The organism is Saccharopolyspora sp. NPDC049357 (assembly GCF_040677225.1).
Lineage (GTDB): Bacteria > Actinomycetota > Actinomycetes > Mycobacteriales > Pseudonocardiaceae > Saccharopolyspora.
This window is the reverse complement of the sequence record NZ_JBFAQJ010000028.1, coordinates 22,812-40,928: the sequence shown is the minus strand read 5'-3', so window position 1 is coordinate 40,928 and position 18,117 is coordinate 22,812. Positions and strand designations below refer to the sequence as shown.

At 69.6% G+C, this 18,117-nt stretch carries 17 protein-coding genes; 12 read left to right on the top strand and 5 right to left on the bottom strand.

Features of this window, described 5'->3' with window-relative positions; translation table 11 throughout:
- Positions 1-110: 110 nt before the first annotated feature.
- From AB0J91_RS22135 to AB0J91_RS22100, 8 genes are all read left to right on the top strand, one after another.
- A complete protein-coding gene (locus AB0J91_RS22135) occupies positions 111-431 on the top strand; it encodes a YbaB/EbfC family nucleoid-associated protein (RefSeq protein ID WP_235877941.1) in 321 nt (106 codons plus the stop codon).
- Positions 432-447: 16 nt separating this feature from the next.
- A complete protein-coding gene (recR, locus tag AB0J91_RS22130) occupies positions 448-1,044 on the top strand; it encodes a recombination mediator RecR (RefSeq protein WP_132673322.1) in 597 nt (198 codons plus the stop codon).
- Between the two features lie 345 nt (positions 1,045-1,389).
- The gene (locus AB0J91_RS22125) at positions 1,390-3,066 is read left to right on the top strand and encodes an ABC transporter substrate-binding protein (protein ID WP_363871900.1); all 1,677 of its coding nucleotides are present in this window, start codon (positions 1,390-1,392) and stop codon (positions 3,064-3,066) included.
- An 84-nt stretch (positions 3,067-3,150) separates the two neighbouring features.
- Positions 3,151-4,161 (top strand): ABC transporter permease, encoded by a 1,011-nt coding sequence (locus AB0J91_RS22120; RefSeq protein WP_363871897.1) that lies wholly within the window; start codon positions 3,151-3,153, stop codon positions 4,159-4,161.
- Positions 4,162-4,167: 6 nt separating this feature from the next.
- Positions 4,168-5,100, top strand: a complete 933-nt coding sequence (locus AB0J91_RS22115) for an ABC transporter permease (RefSeq protein WP_363871894.1) — start codon at positions 4,168-4,170, stop codon at positions 5,098-5,100.
- Positions 5,101-5,112: 12 nt separating this feature from the next.
- A complete protein-coding gene (locus AB0J91_RS22110) occupies positions 5,113-6,111 on the top strand; it encodes an ABC transporter ATP-binding protein (protein WP_363871891.1) in 999 nt (332 codons plus the stop codon).
- Positions 6,112-6,181: 70 nt separating this feature from the next.
- A complete protein-coding gene (locus tag AB0J91_RS22105) occupies positions 6,182-7,264 on the top strand; it encodes an ABC transporter ATP-binding protein (RefSeq protein ID WP_363871889.1) in 1,083 nt (360 codons plus the stop codon).
- A 79-nt stretch (positions 7,265-7,343) separates the two neighbouring features.
- Positions 7,344-7,520, top strand: coding sequence for a hypothetical protein (locus tag AB0J91_RS22100; protein ID WP_363795195.1), 177 nt, complete (start codon positions 7,344-7,346; stop codon positions 7,518-7,520).
- A gap of 38 nt (positions 7,521-7,558) precedes the next feature.
- On the opposite strand, the gene AB0J91_RS22095 is transcribed toward AB0J91_RS22100, so the two are convergent.
- On the bottom strand, positions 7,559-8,458 hold the full coding sequence (locus AB0J91_RS22095; RefSeq protein ID WP_363871887.1) for an EamA family transporter: 900 nt from the start codon (positions 8,456-8,458) through the stop codon (positions 7,559-7,561).
- A 72-nt stretch (positions 8,459-8,530) separates the two neighbouring features.
- Between AB0J91_RS22095 and AB0J91_RS22090 the strand changes: the two genes are divergently transcribed.
- Positions 8,531-9,442, top strand: a complete 912-nt coding sequence (locus AB0J91_RS22090) for a LysR substrate-binding domain-containing protein (protein WP_363795199.1) — start codon at positions 8,531-8,533, stop codon at positions 9,440-9,442.
- Here the strand turns inward: AB0J91_RS22090 and AB0J91_RS22085 are convergent.
- On the bottom strand, positions 9,431-11,047 hold the full coding sequence (locus tag AB0J91_RS22085; protein ID WP_363871885.1) for a hypothetical protein: 1,617 nt from the start codon (positions 11,045-11,047) through the stop codon (positions 9,431-9,433). The two genes, AB0J91_RS22090 and AB0J91_RS22085, sit on opposite strands and share 12 nt — an antisense overlap.
- Entirely contained in the window at positions 11,044-11,256 is a 213-nt protein-coding gene (locus tag AB0J91_RS22080; protein ID WP_363795301.1) for a hypothetical protein, read from the bottom strand. Before AB0J91_RS22080 ends, AB0J91_RS22085 begins: the two co-directional genes overlap by 4 nt.
- Before the next feature lie 434 nt (positions 11,257-11,690).
- Between AB0J91_RS22080 and AB0J91_RS22075 the strand changes: the two genes are divergently transcribed.
- Entirely contained in the window at positions 11,691-12,320 is a 630-nt protein-coding gene (locus tag AB0J91_RS22075; RefSeq protein ID WP_363871884.1) for a DedA family protein, read from the top strand.
- A 214-nt stretch (positions 12,321-12,534) separates the two neighbouring features.
- Here the strand turns inward: AB0J91_RS22075 and leuA are convergent, their stop codons facing one another.
- Positions 12,535-14,328, bottom strand: a complete 1,794-nt coding sequence (gene leuA / locus AB0J91_RS22070) for a 2-isopropylmalate synthase (protein ID WP_363871882.1) — start codon at positions 14,326-14,328, stop codon at positions 12,535-12,537.
- Between the two features lie 250 nt (positions 14,329-14,578).
- Between leuA and AB0J91_RS22065 the strand changes: the two genes are divergently transcribed.
- Positions 14,579-14,929 (top strand): hypothetical protein, encoded by a 351-nt coding sequence (locus AB0J91_RS22065; protein WP_363795207.1) that lies wholly within the window; start codon positions 14,579-14,581, stop codon positions 14,927-14,929.
- 86 nt (positions 14,930-15,015) lie between these two features.
- Positions 15,016-16,875 (top strand): FUSC family protein, encoded by a 1,860-nt coding sequence (locus AB0J91_RS22060; RefSeq protein ID WP_363871880.1) that lies wholly within the window; start codon positions 15,016-15,018, stop codon positions 16,873-16,875.
- A 13-nt stretch (positions 16,876-16,888) separates the two neighbouring features.
- Here AB0J91_RS22060 and AB0J91_RS22055 read toward each other — a convergent pair whose 3' ends face one another.
- Complete coding sequence (locus AB0J91_RS22055) at positions 16,889-17,983, bottom strand: aminotransferase class V-fold PLP-dependent enzyme (RefSeq protein ID WP_363871878.1); 1,095 nt, start codon at positions 17,981-17,983, stop codon at positions 16,889-16,891.
- Positions 17,984-18,117: the final 134 nt, after the last annotated feature.

The following is an 18,117-nucleotide window of genomic DNA, read 5'->3' as shown; positions in this document are numbered from 1 at the left end:
AGGTGAGTTCAGAGCGGGAACGGCAGAACCTCTACGCTGGTCTTGTGCCCCGTGTGGGGCACTCACCCGGGCGATGAGGAGTAACGGTGCAGCCAGGTGGCCAGCCGAACATGCAGCAGATCATGGAACAGGCGCAGAAGATGCAGGAACAGCTGATGTCTGCGCAGCAGGAGCTCGCCGATGCGGAGGTCACCGGGAGCGCCGGTGGCGAGTTGGTGACCGCGACCGTCACCGGTGCCGGGGAGCTCAAGGGACTGGTGATCGACCCGAAGGCGGCCGATCCGGAGGACACCGAGACGCTGGCGGACCTGGTCGTGGCGGCCGTCCGCGATGCCAACCGCGCCGCGCAGGAATTGCAGGCGCAGAAGATGGGCCCGCTGACGGGCGGTCTGGGCGGCGGCCTGGGCGACCTCGGCCTGCCGGGCCTGTGATCCGGGGCGAGTCGACGTGTACGAGGGTCCGGTACAGGATTTGATCGATGAGCTGGGACGTCTTCCCGGCATCGGTCCGAAGAGCGCGCAACGCATCGCCTTTCACCTGCTGGCCGCCGAGCCGGCGGACGTGACCCGGCTGCAGGAGGTCCTGCAGCAGGTCAAGGAGGGCGTGGTGTTCTGCGACGTCTGCGGCAACGTCTCCGAGGAGACGACCTGCCGCATCTGCCGGGACGCCCGGCGGGACAAGACGCTGGTCTGCGTGGTGGAGGAGCCCAAGGACGTGCTCGCGGTGGAGCGCACCCGCGAGTTCAAGGGTCGCTACCACGTGCTCGGTGGTGCGCTGGATCCGCTCTCGGGCGTCGGCCCGGATCAGCTCCGGGTCCGGGAGCTGCTGGCGCGGATCGGGACCGACGAGATCAGCGAGGTGATCATCGCGACGGACCCGAACACCGAGGGCGAGGCGACCGCGACGTATTTGGTGCGGATGTTGCGCGACTTCCCGGGACTGAACGTCACGCGGCTCGCTTCCGGACTTCCGATGGGTGGCGACCTCGAGTTCGCCGATGAATTGACGCTCGGTCGGGCGCTGTCCGGTCGGCGTTCGATGTAGTAGGCGTAAACGTTTAAAACGCGAACAAATCAATAGTCAGAACGGCGGCGCCTTTCTTCTCGGACTCTCGGGAGGTCAGGCGCCGTCTTCGTATCCGAGGAAACAAGTCGCCAGGGTCTTGACTAGGTCGATTCATTCCTCTATTCGCCCGCGTTTAGCGCAGATATCGCAGTTCTGGCAAGCCTCATCCTTTGTCCGATTGCTCCCCGTTCGATAAGGATCGCCTAAGTAGCGCGATCGTAACCTTGATTGTTCCATTCCCCTCCTTTCGAGGGTTACTCTCACGGAACTCTGCTGCCTATGGACACAAACGGGTGGGTAAATCCAATGAGTAGAGCTCCATCGGTGCAGCGAAGCGGAACCCGCTCTCTGCGTCGGATCATCACGGTCGGCATCGCTTTCGCAACTGCTGCGTCCCTGGCGGGCTGCGCGCAATCCGAGCGCGGGGCCGGTGGCGGAGAGGGCGGCACCTTCACCTTCGGTGCCGCCGGTGCTCCGGACCTGTTCGACCCCTTCTACGCCTCCGACGGGGAGACCTTCCGCGTCACCCGCCAGCTGATGGAGGGCCTGGTCAACTTCAAGCCCGGCTCGGTCGAGGTCGAACCGTCCCTGGCCGAGAGCTGGGAGCACACCCCGGACGGCAAGACCTGGACGTTCAAGCTGCGCAGCGGCGTGAAGTTCCACGACGGCACGGACTTCAACTCCGACGCGGTCTGCAAGAACTTCCAGCGCTGGTACAACCAGACCGGGGCCGGGCAGAACAACGCGCTGTCCTACTACTGGATCGAGAACTTCGGCGGCTTCGCCGACGGCCAGGCGCCCTCGCTGTTCCAGAACTGCGAGAACCCGGACCCGACCACCGCGGTCGTGCACCTGACCCGCGCTACCTCGAAGTTCCCCGACCTGCTGGGACTTCCGTCGTTCAGCATGCAGTCGCCGACGGCGATGGAGAAGTACAAGGCCAACGACGTGCAGGCGCAGGGCGACAGCTTCGTCTACCCCGAGTACGCCAAGGCCCACCCGACCGGCACGGGGCCGTTCAAGTTCGACTCCTACGACCAGTCCAACGGCACCATCAAGCTGGTCCGCAACGACCAGTACTGGGGTGACAAGACCAAGGTCAACGAGCTGATCTTCCGGATCATCCCGGACGAGACCGTCCGCAAGCAGGAGCTGGAGTCGGGCGCGATCGACGGCTACGACTTCCCCAACGCCGCCGACCTGAAGGCGCTGCGCGACGCGGGCCACAACGTCCAGGTCCGCGACCCGTTCAACATCATGTACCTGGGGATCACCCAGAAGAACAACCCGGCGCTGCAGAACCTCAAGGTCCGGCAGGCCCTGGCCTACGCGGTGGACCGGGAGACGCTGGTCAAGGCCAACCTGCCGGAAGGCGCCTCGGTGGCCCGCCAGTTCTACCCGGAGAACGTCGACGGCTACGCGCCCGACGTGCAGCAGTACCCGCACGACCCGGCCAAGGCCAAGCAGCTGCTCGCCGAGGCCGGCGCGTCGAACCTGACGGTGAACTTCTACTGGCCGACCGAGGTCACCCGGCCCTACATGCCGGACCCGCAGGGCATCTACAACGCCCTCGCCGAAGACCTGCGCGAAGCCGGGATCACCGTCAACCCGGTGAGCAAGCCGTGGAACGGCGGCTACATCGACGACGTCGACAACGCCAAGGCCGACATCTTCCTGCTCGGCTGGACCGGCGACTACAACACGCCGGACAACTTCATCGGCACGTTCTTCGGCACGCCGACGAACCGCTTCTACACCGCGGGCGCGCCGTGGGGCGAGGACCTGGCGGGCCAGCTGAAGGCGGCCGATTCCGAGCCGGACGAGGCCAAGCGCACCTCGATGTACCAGGACATCAACCGCAAGTTGCTGTCCGAGTACCTGCCCGCGGTCCCGCTGTCGCACTCGCCGCCGGCGATCGTGACGAGCTCCCGAGTCCAGGGTCTGGTGACCTCACCGCTGACCGCCGAAGAGTTCGCTTCGGTGAGCGTTTCGGAGCAGTGATCCCGAGGTGCTGCGCGCGGGGCCGGTGCGAACCGGTTCCGCGCGCAGCACCCGGTTCGCTGACTTGAACACGGGGGTTTTCGCGTGCTCCGCTTCACTGTTCGACGACTGGGACAGCTGGTGCTGGTCGTCTTCGTCCTGTCGATGCTGCTGTTCGGATGGCTGCGCATGCTGCCGGGCGGGCCGGTCTCGGCACTGCTGGGCGACCGCGCGACACCAGCCGCGCGGGAGCAGCTCGAGAAGGCTCTCGGGCTCGACCAGCCGATCTTCGTGCAGTACTTCAAGTTCCTCGGCCGGGCGGTCACCGGCGACTTCGGCACCTCGACCGGGGTCCAGCGCGGTGACTCCGCGCTGGACGTGTTCATCACGCGCTTCCCGGCGACGCTGGAGCTGTCCATCCTGGCGCTGTTCCTGGCCGTGGTGGTCGGCATCCCGCTGGGATACCTGGCCGCCCGCAAGCGCGGGGGATGGCTGGACAACCTGAGCATCACCTGGTCGCTGGTGGGCGTCGCCGTGCCGGTGTTCTTCCTGGCGTTCCTGCTGAAGTTCATCTTCGCCATCGAGCTCGGCGCGCTGCCCGCGTCCGGGCGGCAGGACTCGGCGATCAACGCCACCCGCGTCACCGGCTTCTACATCCTCGACGGGTTGCTGACCCGCGAGTGGGACGCCTCCTGGAACGCGCTGGTGCACCTCATCCTGCCCGCCATCGCGCTGTCGACCATCCCGTTCGCGGTGATCTTCCGGATCACCCGGGCCGCGGTGCTCGACGTGATGGACGAGGACTACGTGCGCACCGCGCGCGCGAAGGGCCTGGGGCAGATGGTGATCCGGCGCAGGCACATCCTGCACAACGCGATGCTGCCGGTGGTCACCACCATCGGCCTGCAGACCGGTGCGCTGCTGGCGGGGGCGGTGCTGACCGAGCGGGTGTTCAACATCGCCGGCATCGGGCAGGCCGTCGCGATCGGCTTCGAACGCAAGGACTTCCCGGTGCTGCAGGTGGTCATCCTGGCCTCCGCGATGGTCTACGTGCTGGTCAACCTCGTCGTCGACCTCTCGTACGCGTTGATCGACCCACGACTGCGGACACGGTGAGGGACGATGGTGCTCAACACGCAGCGCAAGGACAAGCTCGACGCGCTGGCGGAATCGGCCTCCGACGCCGGCGTCAGCCTCGCCGCGTCCGCCTGGCGGAGGTTGCGCCGCAACCCGGTCTTCATCGTCGGTTCCCTGGTCATCGTGGCGTTCGTGCTGCTGGCCCTGCTGGCGCCGGTGCTCGCGCCGCACGACCCGGCGCAACGCCTGCTGGAATCGCAGGTCTCCCGCGCGGAGAACACGATTCCGCCGTCGCAGCCCGGGTTCCCGCTCGGCGGTGACCAGTACGGCCGCGACCTGCTCTCCCGGCTGCTGCTGGGTTCCCAGCAGACGCTGCTGGTGGCGGTGCTGGCCACCGTCATCGGTCTCGGCGGCGGTCTGGTGCTCGGCTTGCTCGCCGGCGCCTTCGGCGGCTGGGTGGACTCGCTGGTCATGCGCATCGCCGACGTGATGCTGTCGGTGCCGTCGCTGCTGCTGGCGGTCTCGATCGGCGCGCTGTTCGCCGAGCAGACCCAGTTCACCGTGATCCTCGCGGTGGCGATCGTGCAGGTGCCGATCTTCGGGCGGCTGCTGCGCGGCACGATGCTGGCGCAGCGCAGCAGCGACCACGTGCTGGCGGCGCGGGCGCTCGGCGTGAAGGAGAGCGCGATCGTGTTCCGGCACATGCTGCCCAACGCGCTGGGACCGGTGATCGTGCAGGCCACGCTGGTTCTGGCGGTGGCCATCATCGACGCGGCGGCGCTGTCCTTCCTGGGCTTGGGCGCGGCCGACGACTCGGTGCCGGAATGGGGCCAGATGCTCGGCGGCGCGCAGGACATCATCGACTCGCATCCGCAGCTGGCGTTCTGGCCCGCAGGGTGCATCATCCTGGTCGCCTTCGGGTTCACGCTGGTCGGCGAGTCGCTGCGCGACGCGCTGGACCCCAAGCGACGCCGGTAAGGGGAGTTGGCAATGGCACTGCTGGAAGTTCGCGACCTCTCCGTGGTCTTCGCCCGCAAGGGCGAGCCGCCGGTGACCGCGGTGGACGGGATCTCCTTCGACGTCGAACCGGGCAAGACCGTCGGCCTGGTCGGCGAGTCCGGCTGCGGCAAGTCGGTGACCTCGCTGGCGATCATGGGTTTGCTGCCGCCGCGCGGAGCGGAGGTGTCGGGCTCGGTTTCCTTCGACGGCACCGATCTGCTGACGCTGCCGAAGAAGGAGCTCGACGTTCGGCGCGGCAAGGACCTGAGCATGGTGTTCCAGGACCCGCTGACCTCGCTGAACCCGGTGGTGCCCATCGGGTTGCAGGTCTCCGAGGTCATCGAGCGGCACCGCGGTCTGCCCCGCAAGCAGGCGATGCCCGAGGCCGAGGAACTGCTGCGCAAGGTGGGCATCCCGGACCCGAACCGGCGGCTCAAGGAGTACCCGCACCAGCTCTCCGGCGGGATGCGGCAGCGGGCCCTGATCGCGATGGCGCTGGCCTGCAAGCCTCGGCTGCTCATCGCCGACGAGCCGACGACGGCGCTGGACGTGACGATCCAGGCGCAGATCCTCAAGCTGCTCTCGGAACTCGTCGCCGAGACCGACACCGCGCTGATCATGATCACCCACGATCTCGGCGTGGTGGCCGGGCTGTGCGACGAGGTGAACGTGCTCTACGCCGGTCGCGTGGTGGAACGAGCGGCGCGGCACGAACTGTTCGCCCGGCCCAAGCACCCCTACACCGCCGGCCTCCTGGCCTCGATCCCGCGACTGGATTCGCCCCGAGGGCAACGCCTGTCGCCGATCACGGGATCGGTGGCCGACAACATCCCGTGGGACACCGGGTGCGCGTTCTGCCCGCGCTGCCCGAACGCCACCGAGGTGTGCGAGCGCGAGACCCCCGAGGTCAGCGTCGACGCGGCAGCGCGGTTGCTGCGCTGCCACAACCCGGTTCGCGATCCGATCACGAGCAGCATGGAGGCGTCATGAGCGAAAATCTTGTCCCCGGCGCTCGTGTGAGCCGACCGGGTGCGGGTGGCCCGCAGAGCGGAGTGGCGTCATGAGCGAAAATCCTGCCCCCGGCGCTCAGGGTGTGAGCGAGGACGTGCTCGTCGAACTGAACGACGTGAAGGTGCACTTCCCGATCAAGAAGGGCGTGGTGCTGGACCGGACCGTCGGTCACGTCTACGCCGTGGACGGGGTGTCGCTGAGCATCAAGCGCGGTGAGACCTACGGTCTCGTCGGGGAATCCGGTTGCGGCAAGTCGACCCTGGGCCGCGCGGTGCTGCGGTTGGAGAAGCCGACCGGCGGTGAGGTCGTCTTCGACGGCACCGACCTGTCCGGCATGAGGGGCGAGAAGCTGCGCACGATGCGGCAGCGGATGCAGATGGTCTTCCAGGACCCGCTGTCTTCGCTCGACCCGCGCCAGTCGGTGGAATCGCTGCTGGTGGAGGGCATGCGGGCGCACGGTCTGGCCGAGGACAAGGCGTCCACCGACGAGCGGCTGCGGGAACTGCTCGACGCCGTCGGGCTGCCGCCGACCGCGCTGCGCAAGTACCCGCACGAGTTCTCCGGTGGGCAGCGCCAGCGCGTCGGCATCGCCCGCGCGCTGTCGGTCGGCCCGGAGCTCGTGGTTGCCGACGAACCCGTTTCGGCCTTGGACGTCTCGGTGCAGGCGCAGGTGCTCAACCTGCTGGAGGACCTGCAGGAGGAGTTCGGCCTGACCTACCTGGTGATCGCGCACGACCTCGCTGTGGTGCGGCACATCGCCGACCGGGTGGGCGTGATGTACCTGGGCGGCATCGTCGAGGAGTCCACATCGGACGATCTCTACGAACAGCCGCTGCACCCCTACTCCAGGGCGCTGCTGTCGGCGGTTCCGGTGCCGGACCCGCAGGTCGAGGACGGTCGCGAGCAGATCCTGCTCACCGGCGACCTGCCCTCACCGGCGAACCCGCCGTCGGGCTGCCGGTTCCACACCCGCTGCCCGTGGCGGCAGGAGGAGCGCTGCGACACCGAACGCCCGGTCCTGCGGGAGATCGGAACGGGTCACCGGGTCGCCTGTCACTTCGCCGAGGAGATCCGCGACGGCGAGCTCCAGCCCCGCTCGGTGACACCGGAGGCGGTCGTCCCGACGGCATGATCCTGGCTGTTTCCCGCGAGCCCGTTCCGTCGCGGTCGACGTCCACATAGGATCTCCGGCTGGGGAAGGGAGGTCGCGCGTGAGGTACAGCAGCGCGCTCCGGTGCTCGGCCTGCGAGCACCGGGCGATTCTGGACCGAACCGTCGCCACCCGGCTCGTCGCCGAGACCAACCAGGCGCTGGTGCTCTACGACTGCCCGGTGGGCAACGGCGTGCACGTCAAGAATCCAGGTTTCGAGAAGGGCCCGACCGCTTAGAGCGAGGTGGGGAATTTCAGATCGGGCCCACCCGACCGTCACACCGGTGTCGGCTCCAGCGCCGGTCGGCGGCGGGCGATCCGCATGCTGCCCAGCAGCACCCCGCCGACGACCACCGCCCCGGCGGCCAGCTCGAACGGGTGCGGCTGCTCGCCGAGGATCAGCCAGGCCGTGCTGAACCCGACCACCGGCACCAGCAGCGAGAACGGAGCCACCGTGCTCGCCGGGTACCTGCCGAGCAGCGTCGTCCACAGGCCGGAGCCGACCACGGTGGCCAGCAGCGACGTGTAGGCGAGACCGGCGAGCGCGGCCGTTCCGGTCGGGGAGTCCAGCACCGTCGTGACCGCGTGCCAGCCGGTCGTCGGCCCCTCGAGCAGCGCGGACGCCGCGAACATCGGCAGCGGCGGGACGATCGCGATCCACAGCGAGAGGTGCAGCGGGTTCGGCGCTTCGGCCTTGCGGCTGCACAGGTTGCCCAGCGCCCAGGAGAACGCGCCGCACAGCGTGATCAGCATCGGCAGCAGCGTCGCGGTCTGCGCGCGGTGCCAACCGATGGCGATCATGCCCAGCACCGCCGTGGTGATGCCCAGCACCTGCACCGGCGTGAGCTTCTCGCGCAGCAGCAACGCGCCCAGCAGCACGGTGAACGGCGCCGAGCCCTGCTGCACCAGCGAGGCCAGCCCGGTCGGCATGCCGATCTTCATCGCGACGAACAGGAACGCGAACTGCAAGGTCCCGAAGAACAGGCCGTAGCCGATCAGCCAGCGCCACTTCACCTGCGGGAACGGCACGAAGAACAGGATCGGCAGCAGCACGGCGAAGCGCAGCCCGGCGAAGAAGAACGGCGGGAAGTGCCCCAGACCCTGGTCCAACGCGATGAAGTTGCCGCCCCAGAACACTGCGACGACCACAGCCAGCAGGCGATCTCTCGTGGTCATACCGCTCAGCCTGCTGGGGCCGTCTGTGAAGAACAAGCAATACTATTTTCAAGTACTGTGTAGCATTCCTCTATGGACGTTCGCAGGTTGAGACTCCTGCGCGAGCTGGCCGATCGCGGCACGGTCACCGCGGTCGCCAATGCGCTGTCCTACACGCCTTCTTCGGTGTCGCAGCAGATCCGGGCCCTGCAGGCCGAGGTCGGGGTGCGACTGACCGAACCGGCCGGACGCGGCCTGCGCCTCACCGACGCCGGCTGGGCGCTGGCCACCCGCGCCGACGAGGTGCTGGCCGCGCTGGACCGCGCCGAGGCCGAGCTCGACGCCCACCGCTCGTCACCGCGCGGCGTGGTGCGCGTCGCGATGTTCCCCTCCGGTGCGTTCCTGCTGCTCCCGGGCGTGCTGCGGCGCATCGCCGAGCACCCGGAAGTCCGGCTGGAGGCTCGCGACGTCGACATGGTGCCGTCGGAGGTCCCCCGCCTCACGGCCGACTTCGACCTGGTCGTCACGCACCGGGACGACCAGGCCCCGCCGCACGACGGCGAGCGGGTCGCGGTCACGCCGCTGCTGCGCGAGCCGCTGGACGTGGCGATGCCGCTCGGGCACCCGCTGGCCGGCCGCGAACGCGTCGAGCTCACCGAACTGGTCGGCGAACCCTGGCTCAGCGTCGACATCGGCTTCCCGGTCGACGACGTGCTGCGCTCGCTGGCGGTGCGCACCGGTGTGCGCCCGACCGTCGTCCAGCGCATCAACGACTTCCGGGTCACCGAAGCGCTCGTCGCCGCAGGTCACGGCATCGCGCTGCTGCCCAGGTACACGGTGAACAGCTCGCAGCTCGTGATGCGCCCGCTCGCCGGGGTCCGCGCGGGCCGCAACATCGAGGTCGTCTCCCGCAAGGGCGCCACCGAACGCCCGGCGGTGCAGGTCGCTCTCGACGCGCTCACCGCCGAAGCCCGCGCGCGGACGGAGGCCAACTCACCGGGGTGAGTTGGCGGCCGCCCAGCGGCAGATCGCGGCGAGTTCGTCGCCGTGCTCGGCGAGCGTGTCGTCCACGACGCCCACGACGGGCAGGTGGCCTTCGCGCATCACGTCCGGCGGCCTCGGGATGTAGCCCTTCTCGTGCACACCCGTGCTCCCCGGCCCCGGGGTGCCCTCGGCGAGGTGTCCGGTGGTGCGGGCGTAGCGCGACAGGACCCGGGGTTCGCGCAGGTCGCGGTCGGTGCCGAACCACTGCTGGCTCAACGGGAACAGCGCGCTGAGCGCGTCCCACCAGCCCTCGGCGGCCAGCACCAGCCCGGGATGCCGCCGGTGCAGCTCCTCGACCAGCAGCCGGTACCCGCCGAACACGTCGTGGCGGGGGTCGTTGAAGTAGTAGCCCACGGTGTCCAGGAACGCCGCGTCCACGCCGAACTCCTCGACCAGCGCGGAGATCGACTCCACCAGGTGCGCGCGGAACCCGGGCTCGGCGGGGTTGAGGAAGACCTGATCGCCCTCGCCAGAGCGGTCGGAGTCCCAGTCGGGCCGGTTGAGCAGCTCCACGTAGCGGTCGGAGTCGTTGCGCATCACCGCCCGCTCCCAGTCCGGGTACTGCGTGACGTTGGCGCCGTGCCCGCCGAACATCGGCATCAACCGGAACCCCAGCTCGTGCGCGGTGCGGACGAGCTCGGCGAACCCCTCGTCGCCGCCGAGATCCGCCCCGGGCCGGTAGCGCGGGTAGGCGTAGTAGTAGCGGCCTTCCCAACCGGGCAGGTAGGCGAGCGCGCGATGCGGGTCGATGTGCTGCGCTATGAAGCGAAGGGCCTCGCCCATCTGCGGAAACGTGTTGAACACGTAGCCGGTCCAGTGCTGTCCGTGCAGCGTCACGACCAGCGCTGTGTCGCGCAGCCAGTCCGGCACGTCCGGCCGCGACTCCCACGGCCGCAGGCCGTGCGCGTCCTCGACGAACCGCAGGTGCTCGTCCAGGTCCTGGTCCGGCGACGAGGCGTCCTGGCGCAGCCGGATCTCCGGGACCCGGCACGTCGTCGCGCGCGCCGACGCGGCAGGCACGTGCAGCAGCTCCACGATCGGCTCGGGGGAGTGGGCGGGTGTGTTGACGTGCAGCACGTGCCTGCGCACCGACGGGTCCCGGACGCTGAGCAGCGAGCAGTCGGACTCCGCGCCGACGGCGACCCACGGCGTCGCCCAGTCCGGGCTCGGGTACTCCAGCTGGAAGCGCTCGTGGTGGCTGTGCGAGCGGCCGGTGTTCGGCGCCCACCAGCCGGCGCTCAGCTGCCGTTCCGGCAGACCGCGCAGCAGCAGCTTGACGGCCTTGATCGGCTCGGTGTGCTCCGCGGTGATCGACCAGGTCAGCACGCCGTCCCGGAGCGCGACGTCGACCTCGACGACACCGGCGTCGACGTGTCGCTGCTGCCCGAGCGCGGCGTAGCCGGTGCGCAGGTGCACGCGACCGGAGTCGACGAGCGGTTCGGCGGGCCGCAGGCCGTAGCCGTTGGTCGTGGTGAACACCTGCACCGACCAGCTCAGCGGCCCGCCCGGCACGGGGAAGCGCGGATCGCGGGGATCGAAGCTCAGGTCGGTGTCGATCAGGCTCAAGTCGGCACCGATGCGTAGCCGGTCGCCTTCTCCACCAGGTAGGCCAGGCTGTCGGCTTCCTCAGCGGTGAAGATCAGGGTGTCCCCGGGCGGGAGCACGATTCCGACGCGGTCACCCATGACCAGCACGGTCACGTTCCCGCAGCCGTTCGACGTGGCGCACTCGATGCGCCACCGCAGCTGCTCCGTCGGATCTTCGGTCGGCCACATAGCCACATCACTGAACCGTGCGAACTCTCGAACATCAAGTTTCATAGACCGTTCGAGTGATGGCCTGCTGGAGGAGATAGAAGAGGAGAAGCGGCCGTGCCCCGACGTTTCCCCCGTCTGCGCCGCTTCTCCTCAACTAGTTCTCCCCCAGGGGGCCGTCTGCATCCCTGCGACGTGACTCCATGATGCCCGTTCGCGGCGGCGGGCAATACCGACTTTGGTCGAGTCCGTTCCCCGATTTAGCGTGAGGGTCGGCCTCGGCCGTTGGGCCGTGCGGGCTAATGGGCCCCCGGGTCCGGTCCGCTCTGCGCTGTTGCCGGAGTCGTGCCCGTGACCGGCGATTTTCCGCAACCCGGTGCCCGGTGGCGGTCGAGCGGCAGTCCGTACCCTTGCAGGAGCCGAACTGCGCTTGCCCCCGACCAGAACGGATTTCCATGATCGAGTGGCTGAACACGATCCCAGCCGGGGTGATCTACCTGGTGGTCGCGGGGATCATCGGGCTGGAGAGCGTGGGAATCCCACTGCCCGGTGAGATCTTGCTGGTCAGCGCCGGTGTCGCGGCCTCGCACGGGGTCATCAACCCGATCCTGCTCGCCACCTTCGCCTCGATCGGGGCGATCGTCGGCGACTCGATCGGATACGCCATCGGCAAGCGCTTCGGCCGCAAGCTGCTGACCTGGCTGGGCACCAAGCTGCCGAAGCACTTCGGTCCCAAGCCGCTGGCCCAGGCGGAGAAGCTCTTCGAGCGCTGGGGTGCCTGGACGGTGTTCGGCGGCCGGTTCGTGGCGCTGCTGCGCATCCTCGCCGGGCCGCTCGCGGGCAGCCTCGGCATGCCGTACCGCAAGTTCCTGCTGGCCAACGCGACCGGCGGCATCGCGTGGGCGGGCCTGGTGACCGCAATGTCCTACGGGTTCGGCCTGGTCGCGGGCCAGTGGTTCCACCGCTTCTCGTGGATCGGCCTCGTCATCGCCGTCGCCTTCGCCTGGTGGAGCACCCGCATCATCCAGAAGCGAGTGGAACGAGCCGAAGCAGAGGAAGAACCCCACCCGGCCCAATCCACCTGACCAGGCCACCGGCCGAGCGCCCACCCCTCCCGGGATCACCACCCGACCCGGGGACGGAGCTACCCGGTACACCCCGGTACTCGGTCCCCCGATCACGGCGGTAATCCGGCTGATGACCGGAATAACGCCGTGATCAGGACCCGGAATACCGCAGTGTTCGGGTCCCGGATTGCGGCGGTATTCCGGGTTGCCGAGCCGGGGACGGCTGGGTCGGTCAGCGAGAGGCCCGGTTGGCGGCCGAGACGACTGCGCGGAGCATGGCCGTGATGGTGGAGGTGTCCACTCCGACGCCCCAGAAGACGTCGTCGCCGACGGCGCACTCCAGGTAGGCCGCCGCACGCGCGTCGTCGCCCGAGGTGAGCGCGTGCTGGTGGTAGTCCAGGACGCGGATGTCGTAGCCCACCGTGCTCAAGGCGTCGACGAACGCCGATACCGGCCCGTTGCCGCGACCGGTGATCTCGCGCTGCTCGCCGTCCACCACCACCGACGCGGTGATCGTCTCGTCGCCGGACTCACCCGACGAGCTCTGCCGGACCAGCTTCAGCGGAGCGTTGGCCTCCAGGTACTCGGCGGAGAACGCCGTCCACATGTCGGCCGGGCTGACCTCGCCGCCCTCGCCGTCGGTGTGGGCCTGCACGGCCTTGGAGAACTCGATCTGCAGCTTGCGCGGCAGCTCCAGCTGGTGCTCGGTCTTCATCACGTAGGCCACGCCGCCCTTGCCGGACTGCGAGTTGACCCGGATGACGGCCTCGTAGCTGCGGCCCACGTCCTTGGGGTCGATGGGCAGGTACGGGACCTCCCACGGGTGCTCGTCGACGGACCTGCCCGCCTTCTCGGCCTCGGCGCCCAGCGCGTCCAGGCCCTTGTTGATGGCGTCCTGGTGGCTGCCGGAGAACGCGGTGTAGACGAGCTCGCCGCCCCACGGGTGCCGCTCGGCGACCGGCAGCTGGTTGCAGTGCTCGACGGTGCGCTTGACGTAGTCGATGTCGGAGAAGTCGATCTGCGGGTCGATGCCCTGGCTGAACAGGTTCATGCCCAGCGCGACCAGGTCGACGTTGCCGGTGCGCTCACCGTTGCCGAACAGGCATCCCTCGATGCGGTCGGCGCCGGCCTGGTAGCCCAGCTCCGCGGCGGCGATGCCGGTGCCGCGGTCGTTGTGCGGGTGCAGCGACAGGATCACCGAGTCGCGGCGGGCCAGGTTGCGGTGCATCCACTCGATGGAGTCCGCGTAGACGTTCGGGGTGGCCATCTCGACGGTGGCGGGCAGGTTCAGGATGACCGGCCGCTCCGGGGTGGGCTGCAAGATCTCGGTGACCGCGTCGCACACCTCGACGGCGTAGGACAGCTCGGTGCCGGTGTAGGACTCCGGCGAGTACTGGAACCGGAAGTCGGTGTCCGGGTACTTGCCCGCCAGCTCCAGCGCCAGTTCGGCACCCATCTTGGCGATCTTCTTGATGCCTTCGCGCTCCTCGCGGAACACCACGCGGCGCTGCAGGATCGACGTCGAGTTGTAGATGTGCACGATGGCCTTCGGCGCGCCCTCCAGGGCCTGGAAGGTGCGCTCGATCAGCTCCGGTCGGCACTGGGTCAGCACCTGGATGCGCACGTCTTCGGGGATGGCGCCGTCCTCGATGATCTCGCGGACGAAGTCGAAGTCGGTCTGGCTGGCCGCCGGGAACCCGACCTCGATCTCCTTGTAGCCCATCTGCACGAGCAGCTCGAACATGCGGCGCTTGCGGGCGGGCGACATCGGGTCGATCAGCGCCTGGTTGCCGTCGCGCAGGTCGACGGCGCACCACAGCGGGGCCTGGGTGATCCGCTTGTCCGGCCAGGTGCGGTCGGGCAGCGAGACGTCCTCGACGAGCTCGTGGAACGGCTTGTACCGGTGGAAGGGCATCGAGCTGCCCCGCTGCGGGTTCCACGAGGGCTGGCCGGCGGGCGCGGGCTTGGACGGCTTGCGCACTCGGCCGGTGAACGGGGCCTGCGCGTCGGGGGTGTTGCTGCTCATGAGAGGCGTTCTCCTGGTCGCTACCGGTTCTCGGACTGCATGGGAGACCGGCGCGTTCGTACCCCGCGACGAGGGGCCGGTCTAGGAGACCCCGTCGCGGCGGCGAAGCAGGAGAACGCGAGCCACGGAGCAAGGCTAACCGCAACAAGGGCCTGCAACGCAAGCGGCCTTTCCAGATCGTGGGACCCGGTGGCCGGTCGCGGGCGAAGAAGCTTGCCGATTTCGCCGGTTCTCGTGCCACACTGTGATCGTGACCGAGGAAGTTCGTACCGGCGCCCACGAGAGCGGTGTGCGACGCGCTGACCTGCGACGCGGGTGGGGCCGATTCGTCGACGTGCTGATCCTGGTGGTGCGCTGGGCCGGGCTGGTGTGCGCCTCGCTGCTGGCGATCCATGTGATCCTCACCATCGGCAACGCGAATCCGGACAACGGCATCACCCAGTTCGTGGCCTCCGTCGCCGATCCGCTCGCCCTCGGGTTCCAGGACCTGTTCACCCCGGCCGACCCGCAGCTGGCGGTCCTGCTCAACTACGGCATCGCGGCCCTCTTCTGGCTGGTCATCACCTCCATCGCCAGGCGGATCCTCGCCGCCCTGCGCTGATCCGCGCCGGCGCGGTGTGACGCACACCGTCGTGTGATCCCGTCTTCGCGGCGACCGTCGCGGCGGCTCGGCTTGGCAGGATCGGGGTGACCCCCGGTCGCTCGGCGTGGAGCGCAGGCCCCGCCGACCCGAAGGGATTGCGGTTGACCAGCGGCGCGCTCCCGAGACTCGAAGCACCTCCCTGGCTGCGGCGGATGCTGCGCCCGATCGCCATCCCGACGGACTGGACCCGCGTCGTCGCGGCGGCCGTCGGAGTCGGGGCCCCGCAGGTGGTCGGCCTGCTCACCGGACGCATCGACGAAGCCGTGCTGGCCTCGGTCGGTGCGTTGTGCGCGAGCTTCTCCGACGTCACCGGCTCCTACCGGTTCCGGCTGCGGCGGCTGGCGATCGCCGTGGTGCTCGGCGCGATCGGTTTCGCCGCGGGCGCGCTCGCCCCCGATCCGCTGTGGGCGATGGGGGCCGTGCTGGCGGTGTCGGTGCCGTCGGTGCTCGCCAGCAGGCTGGGGGAGCTGTGGTCCTCCGGCGGCGCGCACATGCTGACCTTCTGCGTGGTGGCGACCGGGCAGCGCTCCCAGGTGCTCCCGCTGCACGACCAGGTCGCCTGGTTCCTGGCCGGTGAACTGCTGGTCCTGGCGCTGGCGGCGGCGACCTGGCCGCTGCGCGGAACGGCCCCGGCCAGGGACGCGGTCGCGGAGGTCTTCACCGCGATCCTGCGGATGTTCGGGCCGGGCGAGACGGCCACCGCCCGGCAGCGGCTGACCAAGGCGCTCGACACCGCGCACGACGTGCTCATCGGTGGCGCGTCGATGTCGCGCAGCCGGGTCCGCGACCGGCTGCACCTGATCTACCTGCGCGCAACCCCGGTGGTGGAGGCCGCGGTGTCGGTCGCGCACGCCGGGATCACCCCGCCGCTGCGCACCCGCGAGGCGCTGGCCGGACTGGCCCGCTGCGTCCGCACCGGGGAGATCCCGCCCCCATTCCAGCCGGGGTCGACCGAATCAGCACTGGTCAGGGCGCTGGACGAGGGGATCGCCGAGCTCGTCGACGCGTTCCGCGACGCCAAGCGCTCCCCGGCCCCGGGCAGGCAGCGGAAGCGGCTGAGCATCGGTGCCACGACCTGGTGGCAGGTGCTGCGGATGCTGCTGTGCCTGGCGCTGGCCGAGGGGTTCGCGCTGATCGCGGGCCTGGAGCAGGGCTACTGGATCGCGCTGACGGTCGCGCTCGTGCTGCGTCCCAACTCCGGATCGGTGTTCGCCCGGACCGTGCTGCGCGCGCTCGGCACGATCCTCGGCGTGCTGGTGGCGTGGGCGCTGCTGGCGCTGCTACCGGCCGGTTGGTGGCTGGTGCCGTTCATCGTCGCCCTGGCCGGGAAGCTGCCGGTCGCGCTGAGCAGGCACTACGGGTTGTTCAGCGCGGTGGTGACGGCGCTGGTGCTGCTGCAGATGAGCCAGCAGGCGCAGTTCTACCCCGCTGCCAGGCTGGTGGACACCTTCGTCGGCTGCGCGATCGTGCTGGTGGTCGGGTTCCTGCTGCGCGGCGTGCGGGGCGGACCGTCGTTGCGGGACGGTGTCGCCGACGCGGTCGAGTCGGTGGCCGACTACCTGTCCCGCTCGCTGTCGGGCGCCGAGCACGGTCGTCCCGCGCTGCGCCGCCGCACCTACCGGCAACTCGCCGACCTGCGCTCACGACTGCAGCAGCTGCTGATGAGCCCGGACCGCCACGCCGAGGCCGAGGCGTGGTGGCCGACCATCGCCGTGCTGGAGCGGGTCGTCGACGCGGCCACCGAGCAGGCCGTCCGGGCCGACGACACCGACCTGCAGCAGGCGCAGCGCCTGGTCTCCGCGATGCGCACGGTCAACCGCCGCCTGCGCGTCGACCCCGAGGTCCGCCCGGACTCCCTGCACGCCGAGATCGACGCGATCTACCAGCACCTCGCCACGAGGTGACCGGGATACCGGGTCAGGCGATCTCGTGGAGGGTGGCGTGCAGGCGTTCCGCGGCTTGCCAGACGTCGACGTGCGAGAGCCAGGCCGGGGCGAAGTTGAACCGGATCAGGTCGGGCTCGGCGAACTCCACCAGCACGCTGCGGTCCGACAGCAGATCGGTGATGCGCTGCGCCTGCTCGTGCCGCAGGCAGACCTGGGCGCCGCGCGGGGAACCGGCGGTGCGCACCTCGATCGCGGCCTCCGGGCAGAACTCGCCGATGCGCTCCAGGAACAGCTCCACCAGGCCCGACGTCTTCGCCGCGAGCGCTCCGACCGGGACGCCGTCGAGGTTGGCCAGCACGTCCCGCAGTTCGGCCGCCGCGAGAGTCGCGGCCGGCCCGGCGAAGCCGTCGGCGAGCGGGTGCCGCAGGACGCCGGTCGGGGAGGACGCCATGTGCCGTTCGGCCACGAAGCCGAAGGACGGCGCGGTCGTGCTGCCACCCAGGAACTTGTGCCCGCATCCGATCGCGAAGTCCGCGTCCCACCCGTGCAGGTCGACGTCCAGCGCTCCGGCCGAGTGGCTGAGGTCCCACAGCGTCAGCGCTCCGCCACCGTGGATCCGGGCGGTGATCGAGCCGGCGTCGCGCACGGCGCCGGTGCGCAGGTCCACGTGCGACAGCGCGACCACCGCGATCTGATCCAGCGGCAGCGAGGCGAGCTCGTCGACGCCGTCGATCAGCTGCAACCGGCCGCCGATGTGGTCGGCGGCGGACTGGGCGAGGCAGCGGTCGATGCCGAAGCAGTCGCGTCCGACGGCGAGCACCGGCCGTCCGGGGCGGAGCTCGGCAGCCGCGACCAGGGCCTTGAACAGGTTGATCGAGGTCGATTCGGCGACGGTGAGCTCGCCGGCGGCCGAGCCGACCAGCGGGGCCAGGGCGTCCGCCGCGAGCCGCGCCTCGCGCCGCCACTCCGGCTCGCCGGAGGTGCGGCCGCTGCGCGGTTCCCAGCGGTGCTGGACGAACCGGCGCAGCCGCGCGGGCGAGGTGCGGGGCATCGGACCACCGCTGTGGCCGTCGAGGCGGATGACTCCGGGGACGAGGTCGTAGCGCAGGCGCAGTCCAGCGATCACGTCGGCGTCATCAAGCGCTTCCGCAGTCGTTCTGATACTCGTCCACACGAGTGAAGTCATACCGCATTACAGAACCACATGTAACCAAAGTGGTGATCAATTGCCGAAAATGGAAGTGGACATAATGCGACCGG

Excerpts from the sequence above, each read along its gene's own strand:
- AB0J91_RS22080 (WP_363795301.1), bottom strand. The coding sequence starts at position 11,256 with ATGTGGCCGACCGAAGATCCGACGGAGCAGCTGCGGTGGCGCATCGAG.
- AB0J91_RS22095 (WP_363871887.1), bottom strand. The coding sequence starts at position 8,458 with ATGACCACGAGAGATCGCCTGCTGGCTGTGGTCGTCGCAGTGTTCTGG.
- AB0J91_RS22135 (WP_235877941.1), top strand. The coding sequence starts at position 111 with ATGCAGCAGATCATGGAACAGGCGCAGAAGATGCAGGAACAGCTGATG.
- AB0J91_RS22105 (WP_363871889.1), top strand. The coding sequence starts at position 6,182 with ATGAGCGAAAATCCTGCCCCCGGCGCTCAGGGTGTGAGCGAGGACGTG.
- AB0J91_RS22090 (WP_363795199.1), top strand. The coding sequence starts at position 8,531 with ATGGACGTTCGCAGGTTGAGACTCCTGCGCGAGCTGGCCGATCGCGGC.
- AB0J91_RS22115 (WP_363871894.1), top strand. The coding sequence starts at position 4,168 with ATGGTGCTCAACACGCAGCGCAAGGACAAGCTCGACGCGCTGGCGGAA.
- leuA (WP_363871882.1), bottom strand. The coding sequence starts at position 14,328 with ATGAGCAGCAACACCCCCGACGCGCAGGCCCCGTTCACCGGCCGAGTG.
- AB0J91_RS22075 (WP_363871884.1), top strand. The coding sequence starts at position 11,691 with ATGATCGAGTGGCTGAACACGATCCCAGCCGGGGTGATCTACCTGGTG.
- AB0J91_RS22110 (WP_363871891.1), top strand. The coding sequence starts at position 5,113 with ATGGCACTGCTGGAAGTTCGCGACCTCTCCGTGGTCTTCGCCCGCAAG.